Below are 21,659 nucleotides of genomic sequence, written 5' to 3' on the forward strand. Positions count from 1 at the left end.
TCTAGTCAATTTTTATACAAGATCGTCAGCCCTAACCGAAATTGTGACTCCTAGTGTAACAGCTCAGAGGATGAGCTTGTGTGATTTTCGTTGAAAAGTAGCGAAGCGACACAACTGATGATGCTAGCAACAATATATTGAGTGACACTCTCATATCTATCAAAAGCTAAGTTAATATTTTACAATTTAATGGTGGAGAGCTATAATCGTTTTGGTGCTTAATACCTAAAAACAGGAGGTTTTAGTTAATGATTATACAACCAAACTCTATTGTATATGATTCAGAAAAAAATGATTACCAGGTTCTAGAACCGCTGGGGAATGGAGCATTTGGTTACGTTTATAAAATTCAAAAGCAATCTGATAATTCTATGTGGGCTTTAAAAACCCTGCCTTCTAATTTCCCTAGTAAAGAACAGTTGCAGGCATTTATTAATGAAAGTTCGATGGCTTTAAATGTTAGTGGAGAAAATGCTGTAAAATACGTCTATGTACATGATGGAAGTACATATTCACAATTGCCACCTTACATAATTATGGAGTTTGCCAACGGTGGTACATTGTTTAACGTAATAGAAAATGCTAAAAAGAAAGGTGATTTTTTTTCCAGTTCAGAATTATTAAATTATTATAATCAGCTTATCAATGGAATGGAACAAATAAACTCTGTTCTTGTACACCGTGACATAAAACCAGATAACATTCTTTTGAATGAAGGTGTTGTTAAAATTTCTGATTTTGGATTATCCAAAATAGTTCACGATAGCACAAGACAGCTTACCTTTAAAGGTTTTGGGGCTTTAAAGTATATGTCCCCTGAAGGATGGAAAAATGAAAGAAATACGATTCAGATGGACATTTATGCAATGGGAATTACTTTTTTTGAATTGGCTACATTACAACATCCTTATAATCTAAAACCAGATGCAGATATGCAACAATGGCAACAAGCACATTTATTTTCTACTGCGCCTTCTCCAAAAACAATTAATAATGTAATAAACTCAACAATTGCTCAAGTTATTTTAAAAATGATCGAAAAGAGCCTTGTTAAGCGGTATAAGACTTGGGATGAAATTAGAAAAGATTTGATGATTCAAGATATACCTGTTACTGAGAATACTGAAATTATAGAAAACATGTTAAATATCCGATTAGCTAAGGATAACTCAATTAGAGAACGGCAATTGGCAGAGCAAAAAGAGCGTGAAGAGAGGCTTCTACACTTAAATACAATAAACTATCAATATACAAGTGATATTTATAATCCACTGAAGAGTTTTATTGATGAGTTTAATTGGAGGTATACTCAAGGAAAGATTAGAATGTCAGATGTAGGTTTAATGGATTCTGATGAAAATACAACAAAGATTCATTTACCATCTGGCAATGTTTTAACAATTAATTTAAGGGCGCTGCTTGATGAGAGTTTTATGAGAGAAGTGCCTACGGAATTTTCTTTTCCTGGAGAAAGAAGTACTTTTAGAAAATTGGCTAGACCTCAACTGGACAATAAGAAAGTGCTTGCATGGGGGTATTTAAAGGATCATAGTAGTAGAGGATTTAACATTCTTCTTGTTGAGAATCCAGAGGATAGTACATATGGTGAATGGTATATTTTAAAAAATACGAATAGTGGCTTAGGGAGATCGAATAGACCAGAGCCATTCCCATTTGAATTTAATGAATTAGAAAAGGAACTAAAATTAATAAGAGCATTGCATATATATAACACAGAGGTTCTTGCGATGAATCTTCAAGTATTTCAAGAGTTTATAGTTCTGAACGTATAAAGTAGTTAGTTTTAGTGAGTATGTTCAAATTAGAAAAGCAATTGCTGAGAAAGCAAAGAGGAAGCAACGGTAACCTCAGTTAGTAAAAACTATAAACATAAAACAGTAAAAAAATGGAGCCTATCAAAAGCTCCATTTTTTAATTAAACTCTTTAATAATGTTCCGTATCTTCTTTAAATCAGACTGATCCATTCTCAGCATCATTTCAAGCAGCTCATGAATGGTCGATTCTTTGCTTATGTCTATTCCTTTGATTTCCCTCGAGTAAGAGAAGAAATGATGTACCTTTACCTCTAATGCCTCTGCTATTTTCTCAAGGTTGAGCAAGGTGATGTTCTGCTCACCACGTTCGACACTTCCAATATACGAAAACTTAACGCCGGCCTTTTCGCCAAGCAGCTCTTGAGACCAGCCTTTTTGCCTGCGAAGATCACGAATCTTAGCCCCAACTAACTTTAAAATTGAAGTCATATCCTACACCTCTTGGGAAAAGTGTAGTCAATGCGGAAATGAATAAACACACCTATATAACTTTCAAAATAAAAATTGAAATCTATAAGTTTCAATTTGATAGATTTGGTAATACTACTAGTATGGCAGAAGCCAAATCATTTGATAGAGGTGATGAAAGAGATGTATCTCATCAGGCCTTCCATCATACCGGTCGAGAGTCTAACTAGTTATTTATTTCGATTAGGGAAAGAGAACGGCTACGAAAGTGCATGTGATTTATTTAATACGTACAAGAATACTGCGGAAGCATTTACTTGGTTTTATCTAATCCGAAACACCTTCACAGAAGAAAGCCTTGATGGCATTAGCCGAATGACAAGACGGTCAGTATCTGAGCTAAATTCTTTGACGTTTAACCGTTTGCTGCAAGAAATAGGTGCAGATAGCTTGAGCAAGTTAACCTATCGTGAAACGGCACAGTTTTGTTCAATATGTCTGAACAAGACATTTTTGTTGAACAGGATGTGGTCCTATCGTCCAGTAGATATGTGTTCTCTGCATCATATTGAATTGACTAGTACTTGTACCCAGTGCGGCTGGCGAATTAACTTAAGGGACCTGTATAAAGAAGAATGTAGAAAATGCGGTGCTCCTCTAAATGAGGGTAGTGTAAATAAGAGATTCGATAGAGCTACAACCGAGCGTAAGATTCGGTTAAATGAAATTATTGCTGAAAATGATGCATTTAGATTAACTCCCGAGGGAAGAAACTATAAGCTACAGGAGTTCATGACCCTTGTTCATCGAAGCCTCTTTCTTATGCGTGGAGCGGGAAGTCTAACAGAAGACGCGGATGATAATGCCGCTGCAGAACAGAGAGTGTCAACGCAATACTGTAATGTCATCTGGATGTATGATAACTTTCCGAGGAACTTCATTACCGTATTAGAAGGGTTCTATAGTCGACGAAGTGCGCCTGAGCGATACGTTGAAAAAGGGGAGTTTGAACAGTTATTTCGGACGAATCTATTTCCCGAGGTGAAAGAAGCTTATTTTAATTTTTGGGATAAGACTACACGAACAACTGTGAAAGTAACAAAACATCTTGCAGATAGTTATATTTCAAAACAAAATGCCGCGACAATATTAGGCATTAGTTATCGCTATATAAATGCGTTAATAAGAGTGGGTATTATTCAAAAAGTTAATCAGCAGCAAGTGAGTCAGAAGGAAATCAAACAGCTTTTGACAGCCTGCACTGGTAGAAGATCGGAAAACCCGCAAGGTAGGATTACGATAAGGGATATGCTCAGGAAGTATCCAATTAGAGGGTTCAGTCTTGTAAATATCATCAGTTTTATCGTCAGCGGTTTTCTGCAGCCAGAGAAGACTGATCAGTTAGCGACAATAATGGAAGCTACATTCAGTGAGCAGGAAGTGAATTATTGTCTGCAATTGTTTCGAATGACTCCAACAATAAAATTATATGAGGTGAGCGTAATGCGTAATGATCATGTTCACATGGGGATGGCGACAATCACAGCGAAGGGTTTAATTCATAATGGCAAAGCGTATTCAAATCCGGCGATGATTAAGTATCAATGGTTCGAGCATGCAGAGAAGTTTGGGGAGTGGCAGTGTCCCGTTGGGTACTTCCCAGAGAATCCTGATCATATTGTATTGTTTGATGCTCAGGGCTTGGAGGTTGCTTCAAGTATTGAGAATCAGCAGCATCCAGATGCTGCTGTGCTCGAGGCCTATTACGATGCCATAAATAACTTGAAGGAAAGGTTGTCACAGGCAAGGGGACAGTTGAAGAGTGAATGAAGAAAGGAAGACCTTTGTTTTGCGTTAATTATAATATAGAGGTTTTCACAATGACTCCTGAAGGAGTCATTTTTTTGTATTGCTTCGGTTCCGCGCGGGGCAAGCTTTCTTTGCGCAAGCATGGAAATATGCATGCATGAAGAAAAATGTTTGTTCCGGTTTTATTCAAACGAATTCAGTTTGTATAGTACAATACTAGGCAGTGATGGCTTGAAATATTGGTTGGTGCATGGAGACGTTCATCGTCCACAAAAGAAGAAGGGAAGATAATGAATGAAATTCGCAGTTGCAGCTAACAATCGGCAAGGAAAAAGAACGCATAAGTGGTTCTTTCAGCTTCTCTTTTCATATCTTCCTCTTTTCATTATTGTTCTAGCACTGATATTTACCTCCTTTTTGCAAACGTTTTCACAGCGAAATCAGAAAGAGGTCCGAATGGTAAGTCAATACATCAACCAAAGCATTATGCAGACGATAGACAATGATCTGAAGTCGATTTTTCGACAGACAAGCAACGAATTGATCGTAAATAACGCGATTATGAAATTTTACTCATCCGACAATGCAGAGAATGAGCTAATCAACTACGAGGTCATGACAAGACTACAGGATATCAAGAATACATACCCGCTAATCGATTCGCTTTATACTGTCCGATATTCCGACAATACTGTCGTAGGTGAGGATATCATTACGGACGTTATGGATCACCCCGATCATGCTTTTATCGAACAGCAAAAGAACGTACCATTTGCATCGGGATGGTCTTCCGTTCGCCATGTGGAATCCGTCGAAGGAGCGGGCGGGAAATGGGTGATTTCTCTCATTCGAAAAGGTAATCCGTTCTCGGGAGATGCAGGCTTGCTCATCATTAATATTACGCTCCCTACTGTCAATAACATAGTGGAGGAATTGGTTGGAACTAATTATCCCTATGTTTCTATCCAGGATAAAGATGGCCAATCAATTGTTGGAGAAGGGCGAATCGGAAGCGCCAAATCTACTCTTTCGGAAGCGACATCGAATTATACGGGTTGGGTATACAACATTCAATGGATGGATAGTAACGCGCCGTTTGTCTACAATACGATACCGATGTTATGGATTCTCGTCATGGTGATCGTCGCGTTGGCTGGCATTGCGGGCATGATCTATATGACTTATCGCAACTATAGGCCAGTAAAGGCGATTACGTCCATGATTGATGATTTCATGCGTAATGAAACCATTCGAATAGCGAGAAATACGAATGAGATCAAATTCATCGAGAATGCGATGCACACGTTAATCGATAAGTCGCTCCAAAGTCAAGAACTTGTGAAAGCGGACAAGCAGTCGAAGAAGCTGCGCTTTTTTCTCGATATGCTGTCTGGCAGCGAATTCGTTCCAAGTAACTGGATGAGCGAGTTGAATTCTCTGAACGCAGTTTCCTTTGATAGCAGGTTTAAAGTAATTGTGATTGAAATTGACCACGCTGCCAAATTTGCTAAAGAATACTCCCAGCGCGATCAGGAGTTATTGAAATATGTGCTGCGGAGTATGGTGCAGGAAACACTTCAACAACATGATCGGGTAAATTGGGCGGAATGGACGGATCATCGTCAGTTGACATGCGTAATTGCCTCTGCAAGCAAGCAAGACGAGGACGCTTTTGGGGAATATTGCGGTATCGTGGATTGGGTCCAGCAACATTTGAGTTTCACAGTTACGATTGGTGTGGGCCTCGAGGTGATTCAAGCAGATGGGATCCCGCGCAGCCTTGAAGCTGCAACAAGAGCGCTGTCCAGCAAAACAGCAATGGGCATTAACCGGGTGCTCGAAGGGGAGGGAATTGAGTTCTCAAATGCCGCACCACTTAGCCTCTATTATACTCTAACCAAGGCAGTGGCCGCATCGCTCCGCGGAACTCGTAAAGAAGGGGAAGAGAAGCTTCAAGCATTGTTTGTGGAAATCAGACGCCACTTTGTCGATCATCATTCCCTGAAGTGGATTATTCACTATTTTTTCATTCAGCTCGATCAAGAAATGAGCATGTTATCGGAAGGTTACCAAAGCGCATGGTCGGATATTCGGAGCGGCTTCCAGTTGGAGGAAGCGGAGACGGTAGATGAGGCGCAAGATTTAATTGCTTTAATGATGAATTTAATTTACAACCAACTGGAGAAGATGCGGGATTCCCGCCTCCACCGAATCCAGCTGGATCAAATACGAAGTTACGTCATGGAGCATTTCGAGGATCCCGCTATGTCGCTCGATTTGCTCAGCAGTCATTTCAATTTGAATGGGAAATATATCAGCAAAATGTTTAAGGATGAATTTGGTATCAATTTTATGGATTTCGTGATCGGATTGCGGGTAGATAACGCCTGCGAGCTACTAGTGAAGACAGATAAACCGATACAGGATATTGCGGAGTTGTCGGGGTATACGAATTCCATCTCGTTCCGAAGGACATTTAAAAAGGTGACAGGCTTGACGCCAGGCGAGTACCGACAGCAGAAAAGATTGTGAATATTCGGCCCCCTCACTCTCATAGAAAACAGTGCCCATGACGAAAGATGTTTGTTGTGCAGTAGATTCATTAGCAACAATGCTGTCCTTATGCGCCTGTTGAATTTAGTTTGCCATCCCGAAACGTATTTGTTGTGAGCTCGGTGAGATTGCTTTACATTGAGAACGTCATCGGTAACGGCCGTCCGAGCGACAGAAGATTCTATCCAAGGGGGTCATGTATTGAAGGCAATAACGAAGAAGTGGGTGCTTGTTAGCGTTCTTGCTATTCTAGTTTTGTTGATCAACGCTTGCTCTAATGCGAACAGTACGGACAACGGGACTCCTTCAACAACAAATTCCGGTACAGACGGTAACAGCGAGACCAAAGCGGCTGTCCAGAAAATTACGTTCCTGGCAGCTCCTTCAGGAGACATCGTTGATCTGAAAACGAATTCGTTTACTAAACTGGTCGAAGAGAAATTCGGATTAAAAATTAATTGGAATATCACAACAGGCGCCGACATGGTCACCAAGCAGAACCTTATGCTAGCTAGTGGGGATTATCCGGAAGTGATCTGGAACGGAAACTTCAGCCCATCAGATATTCTGAAGTATTCCAAACAGGGGCTTGTCGTTCCGTTGAATGACTACATCGACAAGTATGCGCCTAATTTCAAGAACGCACTCGAGGAAGCGCCAGGATTAAAGGAAGCATCAATTGCGCCAGACGGAAACATATACGGGGTTCCCAACTACAACTGGTGTTATCACTGTTATTGGATGTCAAAATTCTGGATTAATACAAAATACTTAGATGAGTTGGGCCTAAAAATGCCGACGACGACCGAGGAGTTCGAGAATGTCCTGCAAGCCTTCAAGGAGAATGGCTACGTTCCACTGACTGGAGCGATTGACGGCAATTATCCGGACCCGACGACGTTTCTGATGAATGCGTTCGTCTACGACGACCGAAGCACCTATTTTAACGTAAACGACGGGCAGTTGTCTTTCGCGCCGGTAACGGATGAATGGAAAGCCGGCTTGTCCTACATTAACGGACTATACACCAAGGGATTAATTGATCATGCCGCATACACGCAAAAATGGGATGATCTCAATAAGGAGCTGCAACAGAAGAAAGTGGCGGCATTCTCGACGGGGGGAAGCTTCTTCATTCTACCGCAGGGGACGGCCAACCCGGATTATAAATATTGGAAGACCGTTCCTCCGCTTAAAGGGCCAAGCGGCGTCCAATATGCCGCCTTTTATGGTAATGGTCCGGGTGGAGCGACCTTCGTTGTCACCAATAAAGCAACGGAAGAGCAGAAGATTGCTCTTGCCAAGTTGCTGGATTACATCTATACGCCGGAAGGAACGCAAACGCTAGACTTCGGCCTGGAAGGGAAGTACTGGAAGAAGTCTGATGCTGGTCAGGTTGGCTTAAACGGTCAAGCGGCGCTGTTTCAAACGGACTTCGGCGCTTTCTATGCAAACGGAGCCAAGCAAAACGAAGGATGGAACCAGATGGGACCCATCTTCCAATCGGCCACATGGCGAAACGGACAGGCGGCAACGTCGGCTGACATACCGGAAGGTCAGGAAACCATGCTCCATCTGGAGACGCTCAAGAACTATACCGGCAAACAGCCGGCGCAGGTCTATCCGGGTGCTATATGGATCTCAGAGGAAGAGAATCAGAAGTATTCCATGCTCAGAACCAATATAAATAAGTACGTCAATGAGTGGATGGCTCAATTTATTGTAGGCTCCAAGTCCATCGATAAGTCCTGGGATGAATACAAGAAAGGGTTGAATAAGCTCGGTCTCGACGAATATCTTAAACTTTCGCAGCAGTATATGGGTAAGCCATTTGATACAAGCCCGTTTGCTCCAGATCCGCAAGCGGTAGCGGCGCTCGAAGCCTTGAAATAAAGCTTCTTCTTGTGGCGGCGGCATAGCGCTTCGCGCTCTCCCCGCCTTTTCATTCTCGTAGTAAGGGAGGACTTACGTTGGTGGAAGCTTCTGAGAGACCGCAACGATATCATAGAAAAGGGCGAACGCTCGGTCGGAAGATCGCGATGAATTGGCAGCTCTATGTGCTTCTTGTCATTCCGACGTCATTTCTTGTCCTGTTCAATTACTTGCCTATGCTCGGAGCGCAAATTGCGTTCAGAAATTTCAATCCGATAGATGGAATTTGGCACAGTCCTTGGGTAGGCTTTGATCAATTCAACCAGTTTCTCAATTCTCCTTATTTCTGGCCGATTCTCAAGAACACACTGCGTATCAGTCTGTATAGTTTGGGAGTCGGTATTCCGTGCGCTATAATACTGGCCATCGCGATAAATGAGGTCAAGCATGTTAGGTTCAAGAAGCTCGTGCAATTGGCCACATACGCACCTTATTTTATATCGACAGTGGTTATGGTAGGCATTCTCCAAATTATTCTGAATCCCAGCACGGGGCTTTTCGGACAGTTCGGCCATGCACTGGACATTAAGAATCCGTACGATATGCTCGGCAGTCCGGGGGCATTCCCGTCCGTATACGTATGGTCAGGCGTCTGGCAGGAAACCGGTTATGCTGCGGTCATTTACCTGGCTGCCTTGTCGGGCGTGAACCCGGAGTTATACGAAGCGGCGAAAATAGACGGGGCTACTCGTATACGTAAAATCTATCATATCGATCTGCCTTCTTTGATTCCCACGTTTACGGTCTTACTCATCTTAGGCGTTGGCGGAGTTCTGAGCGTCGGCTTTGAGAAAGTATTCCTCATGCAAAATATGTTAAACATTAGCTCATCTGAAATCATCTCCACGTATGTATACAAAGTTGGGCTTATCGATACGAATTACAGCTTCGGTGTAGCGGTTGGATTGTTCAATTCTGTAGTGGGACTGATCTTGATTCTGATCGTCAACACAGTGGCAAGGAAGATATCCAATGCCAGCTTATTTTAAGCATGAGGCTACGGCCGGTTTGAAGGAGGATACCTTTACATGCAAAAAGCAATCATTCGCGAATCGCTGCCCGATCGGATTTTCCTGCTGTTTATCTACCTCATGCTGATATTAATTCTGATTTCCGTAGCGTATCCGCTTATATTTGTTATAAGTTCGTCGTTCAGTTCGTCGAGTGCCGTCATCGGAGGGAAAGTCTGGCTATGGCCGGTGAATCCAACGTTAAATGGTTATGAAGCAATTTACAATTATCCGGAAATCTTAAAAGGTTTTCTGAATTCGGTATTTTACACCGTACTAGCTGTCTTGATTACCGTTTCGCTAACGGTTCTGATGGCATTTCCGCTGTCGAGGCCCAATCTGCCGGGCAAGGGAATCTGGATGTACGCGCTTCTCTTCGCGATGATATTTAACGGGGGACTAATCCCATTTTATTTGGTAGTGAGAGACCTTCATATGATTAATACAATTTGGTCGCTGCTTATTCCCGGCGGGCTGAATATATTCTCCGTGTTAGTGGCAAAGACATTCTTTCAGAACGGTATACCCGGGGAGCTTTACGATTCTGCCCAGGTTGATGGCTGCAATGATTTCCGTTTTCTTGGGATAATTGCGCTCCCGTTGTCCAAGCCTATCCTAGCGGTTCTTGTCCTATGGGCGGCTGTAGGGCAATGGAATTCCTATTTCAACGCCATGATTTTTCTGAATAATCCCGATCTGTTCCCGCTGCAGCTCATTTTGCGAAAGATTCTGATCTTGAACAACGTGGAGATGACCTCCATGACGTTGTCGCCTGAACTTCTCTTGAAATTTGAGGACATGAAGAACCTACTGAAGTATGCGCTGATTGTCATAACAAGTGTGCCAATGCTCCTGCTTTACCCGTTTGCGCAAAAATACTTCGTGCAAGGTGCCATGATTGGTTCCATTAAAGGATAAACGGTATTTAGCAATGAAATGTACCAAATTAGTGAAAAGGGATGTGTATTGTTGCAATGAATGAGAAACTGGATTTTCCTAAACGAACGATTCATTTGGATTTTCACACCGGTCCATGGATACCGAATGTCGGCAAGGATTTTGATCCTGAGGCTTTCGCACGGACTTTCAAGGAAGCACATGTAGACAGCGTAACCGTGTTCGCGATGTGCCATCACGGCCATCTTTATTACAATACGCCGCATGAAGCGCGTCATCCCGGGTTGGAAGCGGACTTCGGCTTATTGGAGCAGCAAATTGATGCGTTGCATAAGGTTGGCATTCGCGCTCCGATTTATATCAGCGTCCAATGCAATGAATATGCCGCCAACGAGCATCCGGATTGGATCGCGCTCACGCCGGAATTGCAGCAGGTGAAATGGGGAAACTCCGCGTATAAGGCTGGTTGGCAGATCATGGATATGTCGAGTCCTTATCAGGATTATTTGGCGGATATTCTAGCAGAAGTACTGCAGCGCTTTGCACCGGTTGACGGCATTTTCATGGATATGACCTGGGATCAGCCGAGCTCATCAAAGTGGGCGATTGAAGGCATGCTGAAGAAAGGTTATGATCCGAGAAAGGAAGTTGACAGGCAACTTTATGCACGAGAAGTAGCCCACCAGTATATGGCCCGCTATCGAAATATGGTCGAAGAAGCACAGCGCAAGCATCGTCCAGCAGGCATATGGTTTAACAGCCGTCCGAAGACAAACCTGCATGTGGAGAAGAAGTTTCTCAGGCATGTCGAGATCGAAGCGCTGCCCACTGGCGGTTGGGGATATGCTTATTTTCCTTATGTATCGAGGTTTGTGCGGCCGCAGGGTTTGCCCACGCTTAGCCATACGGGGCGCTTTTTCAAGAGCTGGGGGGACAACAGCTCCTTGAAGCCGGAGATGGCTTTGAAATACGAATGTTGCCAGATTTTAAGCCAAGGCATGACGAATGGGGTAGGAGACCTTTTGTATCCCAACGGTGTGCCGAGCGAGGCTGTTTACGATTTAATTGGTAACGTTTACAGGCATGTTGAGGCTTGCGAACCGTATGTGGATGGCGGGGTATTAGTAAGCCAAATCGCTGTCATCGTCAATCCCGAGCTCGGCGACAATCCGGGTCCATCCGGGCTAGGCGTCGTACGCGCGTTTCAGCAGCTGCGGCAGCAATTTGATATCGTACCGCCTGAAACGGAATTGAAGGATTACGAATTGGTCGTTATTCCGGAGTCGACGCCTGTCACGGAAGAATTGAAATCCAAGCTGCAAGCTTATGTGGCTGGCGGAGGCGCATTAATACTGAGCGGCCCAGCCGCAATTGATACTAACAGGCAACCAGTGCTTGAAGAACAGGGCATAACGGTTGAGGGACCCTCCCCGTATTCACACACATTCCTGCATGCTTTAGGCGAGGTATCGCAGGGCTTGGCAGACTACGGCTATGTCATGTACGAACCTGGCTTCCGGATGAAACCGAAGACAGGCGCTATGAGTCTTGTGGCAATAGGAGAGCCATATTTCCAACGGGAGTATAACCAGTTTAGCGGACATGAGTATACGCCTGAGGCACGAATCTCAGACTATTCGGCGGTCGTTAAAAATGGCAAGGTGATCACATTCTCCGTACCGATTCTGGAAGCTTATGGTAAGCATGCTTCGCCCAATTATCGAATTCTGCTTGGTAATTGCATCTCGCAGCTTTTACCGGAGCCGATCATTCGCGATGAAGGTCCGACAAAGCTTGAAACTACGGTCATTCGTACGGCAGAAACCACGGTCGTTCATCTGCTGAGCTTTATACCGGAACGGCGGGCAGACGGTCTCGATATAGTGGAGGATCCGTTCCCGCTAGTCGATATGCCGATTGCAGTCAAATTGGATCAAGCGCCTTCGAGGGTATTTCTGGCACCAACGGAGATGGAGTTGCCTTTTGAATATCGCGATGGTTACGCCCATACGCGTGTAACTATGATGGAGGGTCATGCGATGCTGGTTCTCCAGAATTAAATGAGCGCTCACGAGAATTGATGGAATGGCTTACAGAGCACCTATATTAAAAAACATATCAAATAAAAACAAGAAAAACCCGCGTAACTTTTCGCGGGTAATTGGGAGAACAGGTTTTATGATTATTATATGTCGTAAATAAACTTTAGGTGAATAGGGAAAGAGGCAAGTAAAATAGCTAGTATTCTTATAGAACGCGGTATCATAGTTCAATGTATACGACGGCAGTTGACTAACTTCATAGTCAACTGCCGTTTTTAATTGCAATAATTGTAAAGGTAATAAAATGATACCGTAAAGTAAACAATGCCCACTAGCTGGAGAGGCAGCACTAGCCATACAATTTAAATAAAGCGCTTACATATATTCAGTCATCCTAAATATAGCGCCTACCATTTTGGTTAGGGAAGAGGGAATCTCATGTACAGAAGATGGTTTACTATGCTCATGGTCGTCACTTTACTTGCAAGTATGTTTTCAGGGATGACGGCGAACAAGGCAATTGCAGCAACAGACCCTAGTTTGAAACTGTGGTATGAATTCAATGAGAGTTCAGGCACAGTTGCTGCTGATTCATCGGGGAATGGTAATGACGGAACATTATCTGGAGGAGCTACTTTATCGGAAGGTGCAGTCAATTTAGATGGTTTGAACGGAAATGTTCACATGCCGAATGATATATTAGCTAATATTTCAGAAATTACGGTTATTACGAACGTTTATGTTGACCCGGGTAATCAAGATCCCTCATGGTTCTTCAGCTTCGGTAACAGAAGTACAGAGAACACGGGATGGGGCGCAAACTACTTGATGGCTACATCGTCTGAAGGCAATCCCAAGGCCGCCCGGTTTGTTATATCAAAAGATAAATGGACAGATGAACAGTCCGTTAGGAAGCAGGGGACTATTCAGTCAGGCAATTGGAAAAACATTGCCATTACAATTAAGAAGAATAGCAATGATGCGAAATATACAGGTACATTCTATGAAGATGGAGTTGTAGTAGGTACAAAATCAGATATCGTCACTTTGCCTAAAGATTTGGGCGGGGGGAAGACAACGGAGAATAATATTGGCCGCCCGGCGTATAACGCAGACAAATACTTCAAAGGTAAAGTCTCAGATTTTCGCTTATATGACAGAGCGCTTAGCGAGTCTGAGATTAATACAATTGTTTATGAGAATTTGTCAGACAATGAAGCAGTTCAGCGGTTGAAGGAGAAACTTAGCCTTGGTGATTTATCAGCGGTTACAGGAAACTTGCAACTGCCGAATTCTTTCCAAGGCGGCATGGAAATTACTTGGGAATCAAGCAACACAGCGATAATTGAGAATAACGGAACGGTACATCGCAGCCCGGATGCAAACACAGTGGTTCAATTAACCGCAACAATCAGCCGCAATGGTGTCAGCGATACAAAAACTTTTCAAGCTACGGTCTTAGAGGGTAAAACAATCGTAACGGTAGATTCAACCTCTTACACACTTCCTTTTATCCATGCTACTCATAATACCGTGCTGACGGCATCCTATGTGGACGGAACAACTTCAGATGTAACAAGTCAAGCCACTATTACATCTTCAGACCCGACGATCGCTACCGTTTCAGAGAATGGAATTGTAGAAGGGATAAATGAGGGTAGTGCAACCATTTCTATTGATTACCTAGGAACGGTTTATAACGTGCAGGTCAATGTCGTAAAAGAATCAAACTTGAAATTATGGTACAAGATGGACAACAAGACCGGCTCAATTGCAACTGACTCGTCTGGTAATGGTAATGATGGCGTTTTAAGTGAAGGTGCTTCTTGGACTTCTGGTAAAGGGGGAGTAGGAGCGGTTGCGCTAAACGGTTCGACCGGGTCGATTAAAATGCCGGATCAATTATTAAAAGGCATGACCGAAGTTACTGTATCCGCAAACGTATTTGCTAATTCCGTCAGCCGTCCTTCGTGGATTTTCGGTTTCAGCAGTGTAACGGACGCAGCTGTCAATAATTCAAAATATATGGGGCTTTTGGCGGCGGATAACCAAGGTAGTAATGGCAACTTCCGTTTTGCTATTTCTACAGATAAATGGACGTTAGAGCAGTCCGCAACTCGGACGAATGTACCTTTTGGTGCTGGTGATTGGAAGAATGTAACGGTAACGATTGCTAAGAATAGTTCTGATGCTAAGTATACAGCCCTCTTATACGAGAATGGAGTTGAGGTTGGCCGTAATACAGGACTTACAATCTTACCAAAAGACTTAGAAAATACACTCTTTAACTATATCGGTAGGCCTCCATATGCAGGAGATCGCTGGTTTAACGGTAAAGTTTCTGATTTCCGACTTTATGATCGAGCTTTAAAAGCAACAGAGGTTCAAGGGCTTGCGGGGCAATTGACATATCAAGATATTCTAGAGGATGCCGAAGCGCTTACTTTAGGCGATATAAAAGAGGTGAAATCGTCACTTGAGCTGCCACATACAGGCGGCAATGGCACAGTCATTACATGGGCTTCGGAGAACGATATTATCGTCAACGGATTAACGGGGGAAATTAATCGTCCAGAAGCAGGTGCAGGTGATATTCAGGTCAAGCTTACGGCCACTTTGAGCAAAGAGGGAATGTCAACTACAAAGACATTTGTAGTAACGGTTATTGAACAAGTAAGTGATGAGTTGTCTGTAGAACTGGATAAAGCTGCGCTTAGCCTAGGCGATGATTTACATGCATTAAAGCATGATCTGTTATTACCGGCAAAAGGTAAGGAACAATCGACGATCGTCTGGTCTTCGAGTAATCCGGAAACGATTAATACTGAGACAGGTGTAGTAATCCGACCAGCACAGGGTTCACTTGATGCGCAGGTTACACTTACAGCTACTATCAGCAAAGGGAGTATACAGGATCAGAAGACTTTCGTAATCACTGTGAAATCGAAAGATAGGTTTGCAGGATATCTGTTGTCTTATTTCAAGACTGCCGATGAATCGCTTTATCAAGCATACAGCAGGGACGGTCTTCATTGGACGACATTAAATAAAGGCAATCGTATCCTTAAACCAATCATTGGTAATAAATCGATTCGTGATCCATATATCATACGTGATCAAGAAGGCAAGTATCACCTTTTCTCCACAGACTCTTGGACGAGCAAAAACCTATTAATCTATGATTCTGAGGATTTGGTGAACTGGACGAACGGACGCGCGGTCCCATTCTCTCCAGAAAATAGTACGGACGCGTGGGCTCCAGAGGTTTATTATGACGCTGCGAAAAACAACTACGTTGTTATTTATTCTGCTAAGGTTCCAGGTAATCCAGTATCTAGCGAGCATCGGCCCTACTATCGGACGACAACGGACTTTGTAACCTTCTCAGCACCGAAGATGCTCTTTAACCCAGGGCATGATGTTATCGATCCAACTGTCATCGAGGATGGTGGCAAATTCTACACGTATTATAAGGATGAGAGGGAGAATAGCTCCGCAAATCCTACGGGTAAAAGAATTAAAATGGCAGTATCCGGAGATGGATTAATCGGAACATATGACACTGCAAACTATCCAAATGCAGTAATCCCGGCTGAAGCAGAAGGGCCGACAATTCTTAAGTCTTTTAAGGATAACAAATGGTACATGTATACCGATGAGTATAACAAGGGGATTTATTCGGGATACAGCGCAACTGATCTTGCTTCAGGAGTATGGACGAAACTTGAAGCGGGAGAATATCAGCTTCCAATAAATGTCCGCCACGCAAGCGTTATGGAGATTTCAGAGGATGAAATTGCAAAGCTGCTTGACGGCTACGCAACAATGACGAAAATAGAACCAATTGAACTGGCGATAGATACAGGAGAACAATTAAAACTGCCAGCAGAAGTTGATGCTCAGTACAGTGATGGCACAATCGATCGCGTTAAAGTGCAGTGGGATGAGGTCGATCCACAAATTTATGCGGTGCCAGGTACGTTTGATATTTACGGAGTTATAACGAATAGCGCAATTAAAGCGAAAGCTACGGTCACGGTTGGAGGAAGTGCAGTCAAACGTCCAAGCGGTGTTATCGTAATGGAGAATGGCACCCACACGATGAATTTAAAGTGGAATGCCCTTTCAGGTGCAGAGAGTTATAACATTTATAGATCAAATTTGCTATTTGGAACTTACACGAAGCTTAATAGTAATGAAATAAAGGATACTTCTTTCAAAGATACGGGATTAATTGAAAATACGACTTATTATTATGCGGTAACTGCTGTAACTTCTGAAGGAGAGTCTGCGAAATCAGATCGGGTTACGGCAAGAACGGGAACTGCCTTAATTACGAACGGAGATTTCTGGTATGCTGACAACGGGGATAAGATTCAAGCTCACGGGGGCGGCATGATTAAAGTAGGAGATACGTATTACTGGTTCGGTGAAGACAAAACGAAGGATGAACCCCACTTCTACAATATTAAAGTGTACGCCTCAAAAGATTTGAAAAGTTGGACATTTCGGAATAATGTGTTGACCCAGACCTCCAAAGGAGAAAATGGTCAACCAGCACCTGATTTGGCAGACAGCAATATTGAACGTCCGAAAGTGTTGTATAACGAAAAAACGAAGAAATACGTATTATGGATGCATTACGAGAATGGTAAGGACTACGGTCTAGCTAGAGTAGCGGTTGCTACTTCAGACACTATTGACGGCGATTATACGTACATCGCTAGCTTCAGACCAAATGCTGAAGATCCGTATCATACTGGAGATCCGAATATTGGAAAAGATTCGCGTGATATGACGGTATTCAAAGATACCGACGGTACAGCTTACTTATTCTCCTCTTCCAGTGTCAATGCGGATATGATTCTGTATAAGTTGACAGATGATTATACGGGCGTGGCATCTGAACTTGGGAAAATTTATTCGGGACCATACCGAGAAGCGCCTGCAATTGTGAAAAAAGGCGAGATATACTACTTAGTTACTTCTGCAGCAAGCGGTTGGTATCCAAATCAGGCGATGTATTCGACAACCAGGACGATAGCGGATGTGTCGTCGTGGTCACCATTGAAAAACATTGGTAATACATCTGCTTTTTATACGCAGTCTTCTTATATTTTTACCGTTGAGGGAACAGAAGACACTTCATACTTCCTTCATGCAGATAGATGGAATCCAGCAAAACTTGGCGATTCCAAATATATTTGGCTGCCGTTAACACTTAATGGAACTGAAGCTTCTATGGATTTCTATGAGCAGTTTGATCTGGATGCGGAGAAGGGAACTATTGTTGTACCTCCTGCCAACCCGCTTATTTCTCAAGGGAAACCTGCTATTGCGCAATCAACCAAGCCAGTAACGGCTCAAGAGGACTATTCAGCAGGAAAAGCAAACGATGGCAACTATGATACTTCGTGGATGGCATCCGCAGGAACTTGGCCGCATTGGTGGCGCGTTGACCTTGGAGCTGAATACGATCTAAGCAATATACAAATTTCATGGTTCATGTACAAAGGATCAGAAGCTTACTATCAGTATAAAATTGAAACTAGCGATGATGACATTAATTATAAAGTGACTCTAGATCGTACTAATAACTCAATATACGGCTTTACGTCCGATAAATTGACCGGCAAAGCAAGATATGTAAGAGTAAACATGGTCAATGCGGTATTGTTTAACAATCCAAACAACTGGTATACGCCTCAATTATATGAAGTTAAAGTATACGGTACGCTGCGCACGCCTTCCGTACCACAAGGGCTCGGAACGATTGGAGTCCAAACTCCAGGCGCAGATGTGTCCAAGATTAATGTGAAATGGAATTCAGTTTCGGGAGCTACGCTATATAAGCTCTATCGGGCGGATAATGCGGTAGGTCCATTCACGGAAATCTATAGCGGAAGCACCGTTGCGTATACAGATGTAGGATTGCAGTCTGGTAAAACTTATTATTACAAGATTCGTTCACAGAACGACGCAGGAGAATCAGAGCTATCGAGTGCAGTAAGTGCAACAACGTTCAGTATTCCTACAGATTCGATGACATTTACGAACGGAGAGAATTGGTGGAAGGATGACGAAGGAAAAAGTCTGGGTTTAGGTGGTTTCTTCAAAGCAGGTTCAGCTTATTATTTTCTCATAGGTTCTAAGGAAAACGGAAAATTCAAGAAACTGGATATGTATAAATCGTTAGATTTGAAGACCTGGACGTTCAGCAACACTGTCCTCGAATCAGAGGATCATCCAGAGTTGGCACTGGCCAATCTGGAAGGCGTACAAATTGTATATAACAAGAATACGAATAAGTATATTATGTGGATGCATTACGAGAATGGAATCGATTATGGCTTGGCAAGAGTGGCGACTGCTTACAGCGATACACCTGACGGAAAGTACACGTTTACTAAAAGCTTCCGGCCAAACAACAATGAATCTAGAGACTTAACGGTTTATGTGGATGATGACAATTCCGCCTATTTAATTTCTACAGCCAATGTAAATTCAGATATGAAGCTCTACAAGCTGACATCAGACTATTTATCGGTTGAGAAAGAAATCACGACCATTTACAGCGGAAAGTTTAGAGAAGCGCCTACTGTTGTTAAAAAGGATGGTGTCTATTTCCTGATTACTTCAGGTGCGTCGGGCTGGTATCCAAATCAAGCTATGTATTCAACAGCAACATCGATGAATGGTCCATGGTCGGAGTTGAAAAAGTTGGGTAATGGATCTTCATTCAGCGCTCAGAGCGGTGGTGTCGTCACGATTAAAGGAGATACAACGACCTCTTATATTTGGAACGTATATAGATGGCTAGGTGATGCAAAACAAATGTGGATGCCTCTTGTATTATCTGGTACGACAGCCTATGTGGATTACACGGAACAACTGTCAGTGGATTTTCAATCTGGTGTAGTGGCGCCTATCTCGAACGGGGATCTCTTATCCCAAGGCAAAACGGCAACAGCCGAGAATGAAACACTGGCTAACCCAGCAAGCAGCGCAAATGACGGAGATTATTCGACCAACTGGTCGGCGACAAGTAATTATTCATGGCCAAAATGGTGGAAAGTAGACCTTGGTGCAAATTATGATCTAACGAATGTACAAATCTCTTGGCCGATGGTGCAGGGTTCTGAGGGATATTATAAGTACCGAATCGAAACGAGCAATGATGATGTTCATTATGAAGTGGCATTGGACAGAACCGGCGTCACGGAATATGGCTTCACTACAGATAAGATTGCAGGGAATGCGAGATATGTAAGAATAGTTCTAGTAGATGCCGTGCTCCAGAATAATCCGAATAACAATTGGTATACGCCGCAAATATCGGAAGTGAAGGTTTTCGGTTATCTCCCTGGTAAAACTGAAGGACTAACAGCTGAAGCATTAACGGCATCATCTGTACGGTTAGACTGGGCTGCGTCTTCGAATACGCAAAGTTACAATGTATACCGCAAGGAGGCGACGGACGCCAGGTTCAAGAAAATTAACAGCTCTCTTGTTCGTTCGGGAACCTTTATGGACACTGGATTAAATCCTGGTACGGACTATGAATATAAGATAACTGCAATAGAAGCTGGTGTAGAATCGGTCCTCTCGGACGTTGCTGAGACAAGGACGAAAGATGCAGTCAAGGTAACCTCAATAACTGTAAAAGGTAAGGATGACCAATTAAAAATTACTACAAATAGAGGCTCATTGCAGTTGATTGCAGAGGTTCAGCCGTCTAAGGCAACAGATCCTACAATTCTTTGGTCTGTCAGCAACGAAGAAGGTACATCGACAGACGTGGCTGTAATTAATGAAGATGGATTATTAACAGCAAACAAAAACGGCAAAGTAAGGGTTACGGCGGCAGCAAGAGATGACTCGGGTATTACGGGCAGTGTTGTAGTAACGATTAGCGGACAGGGAAGTGAAGGTGGTTCAGGCTCCGCTACCAATCCTGGAGTTGGACTAACGGATGTGAGCGAGCAGGAACTTCGCAACTTAGAGAATGGCAGCATTGCTGAGATTAAGCTGAACTCAGGCAAGAATGAAATTTCGTTACCTGGGAACACAGCTGCTATTCTCGGCCAAACTCCGTTAACTCTTAGTACTGAAGACGTTAAGATAATAATCCCGTCTGAAGTGTTGAAAGCATTGCATACATTAGCGGCACAAGCAGGAGAATCTGCGGGGGCTCAAATCATTGTTAGTTTAAAGCCATTAAACGAACCGATGGACGATAGCAGTCATCCTGGTTTAGCAGCCGCAGGGCATACTTACGATCTTGGTCTATTCCTTCGTACAGCAGAACGGAAGGAATACCGTTTAAGCGAATTTGATAAACCAATAAGGGTTGTATTCAAGTATGAAGCCGGCAAGGTAGATGATCAATTAATTGGAGTATACTTATACAATGATGTCACTAAATCATGGGATTATGTTGTTAGTACGACTAATAAAGAGAACACTGCAATTACAGCAGATTTAACTCATTTCAGCAAGTATGCCGTGTTTGAATTCAAGAAATCGTTTAAAGACTTGCCTAGCGATCATTGGGCTTACCGGACAGTGCAGGTACTGGCGGCTAAACATATTGTGACCGGTGTGACGAAAGAGGAATTTAAACCTGATGGATCTACAACACGCGCGGAATTTATTGCAATGCTGACCAGAGCGCTTGGACTAAGCAGTTCGGTTACTACAAATGCTTTCTCTGATGTTAGGCCGAATGCATGGTATGCTACTTCCATTGCGGCAGCCTATGAAGCGGGATTAATTCAAGGTACTACGGATAATGCTTTTGAACCAAATGCAGTCATCACAAGGGAGCAGATGGCGGTATTGCTGGTCCGTGCTTATATTTATATGTCTGGTAATACCCTTCAATCTGAAGCTGGTCTTGGCAGTATCAAAGACACAAATAAAATATCCGCATGGGCATTTAACGAAGTTACCCAAGCAATTTCAGCGGGGCTTATGAAGGGAGATACGAATCGAATGTTTAATCCGGGGACATTTGCTAGCCGGGCAGAAACAGCCCAAGCTGTATATAACTTATTGCAGCTTGTTGTGACTTAATCTAATGCGTGCAAGAAAAAGAAGACCAGGGTTCCTGGTCTTCTTTTTCGCATTTTTTAAACGATTTCCGAAATTTTTAGTGTATATGGCTATCTTG

9 protein-coding genes are annotated in these 21,659 nt (G+C 43.1%); 8 read left to right on the top strand and 1 reads right to left on the bottom strand.

Going from position 1 to position 21,659, the window contains the following annotated elements; all coding sequences use genetic code 11:
• The first annotated feature begins 248 nt into the window (after positions 1-248).
• Positions 249-1,793 (top strand): serine/threonine-protein kinase, encoded by a 1,545-nt coding sequence (locus tag QQK89_RS13870; RefSeq protein ID WP_284239156.1) that lies wholly within the window; start codon positions 249-251, stop codon positions 1,791-1,793.
• Between the two features lie 139 nt (positions 1,794-1,932).
• Here QQK89_RS13870 and QQK89_RS13875 read toward each other — a convergent pair whose 3' ends face one another.
• Positions 1,933-2,265 carry a helix-turn-helix domain-containing protein gene (locus tag QQK89_RS13875; RefSeq protein WP_284239157.1) on the bottom strand — a complete coding sequence of 111 codons (333 nt, stop codon included), beginning with the start codon at positions 2,263-2,265 and terminating at the stop codon, positions 1,933-1,935.
• 150 nt (positions 2,266-2,415) lie between these two features.
• Between QQK89_RS13875 and QQK89_RS13880 the strand changes: the two genes are divergently transcribed.
• The 7 genes from QQK89_RS13880 (at position 2,416) to QQK89_RS13910 (ending at position 21,562) form a co-directional block, all read left to right on the top strand.
• Positions 2,416-4,074, top strand: a complete 1,659-nt coding sequence (locus tag QQK89_RS13880) for a TniQ family protein (protein WP_284239205.1) — start codon at positions 2,416-2,418, stop codon at positions 4,072-4,074.
• A gap of 435 nt (positions 4,075-4,509) precedes the next feature.
• Positions 4,510-6,585: a helix-turn-helix domain-containing protein gene (locus QQK89_RS13885; RefSeq protein WP_284239158.1), complete on the top strand. Its 2,076-nt coding sequence runs from the start codon at positions 4,510-4,512 to the stop codon at positions 6,583-6,585.
• A gap of 222 nt (positions 6,586-6,807) precedes the next feature.
• Complete coding sequence (locus tag QQK89_RS13890) at positions 6,808-8,499, top strand: extracellular solute-binding protein (RefSeq protein ID WP_284239159.1); 1,692 nt, start codon at positions 6,808-6,810, stop codon at positions 8,497-8,499.
• Positions 8,500-8,579: 80 nt separating this feature from the next.
• Complete coding sequence (locus QQK89_RS13895) at positions 8,580-9,527, top strand: ABC transporter permease (RefSeq protein WP_284239206.1); 948 nt, start codon at positions 8,580-8,582, stop codon at positions 9,525-9,527.
• A gap of 39 nt (positions 9,528-9,566) precedes the next feature.
• Complete coding sequence (locus QQK89_RS13900; protein ID WP_284239160.1) at positions 9,567-10,466, top strand: carbohydrate ABC transporter permease; 900 nt, start codon at positions 9,567-9,569, stop codon at positions 10,464-10,466.
• A 56-nt stretch (positions 10,467-10,522) separates the two neighbouring features.
• Complete coding sequence (locus QQK89_RS13905; RefSeq protein ID WP_284239161.1) at positions 10,523-12,505, top strand: alpha-amylase family protein; 1,983 nt, start codon at positions 10,523-10,525, stop codon at positions 12,503-12,505.
• Between the two features lie 420 nt (positions 12,506-12,925).
• On the top strand, positions 12,926-21,562 hold the full coding sequence (locus QQK89_RS13910) for an immunoglobulin-like domain-containing protein (RefSeq protein ID WP_284239162.1): 8,637 nt from the start codon (positions 12,926-12,928) through the stop codon (positions 21,560-21,562).
• Positions 21,563-21,659: the final 97 nt, after the last annotated feature.

Source organism: Paenibacillus glycanilyticus, assembly GCF_030161375.1.
GTDB classification, from domain to species: domain Bacteria; phylum Bacillota; class Bacilli; order Paenibacillales; family Paenibacillaceae; genus Pristimantibacillus; species Pristimantibacillus glycanilyticus_B.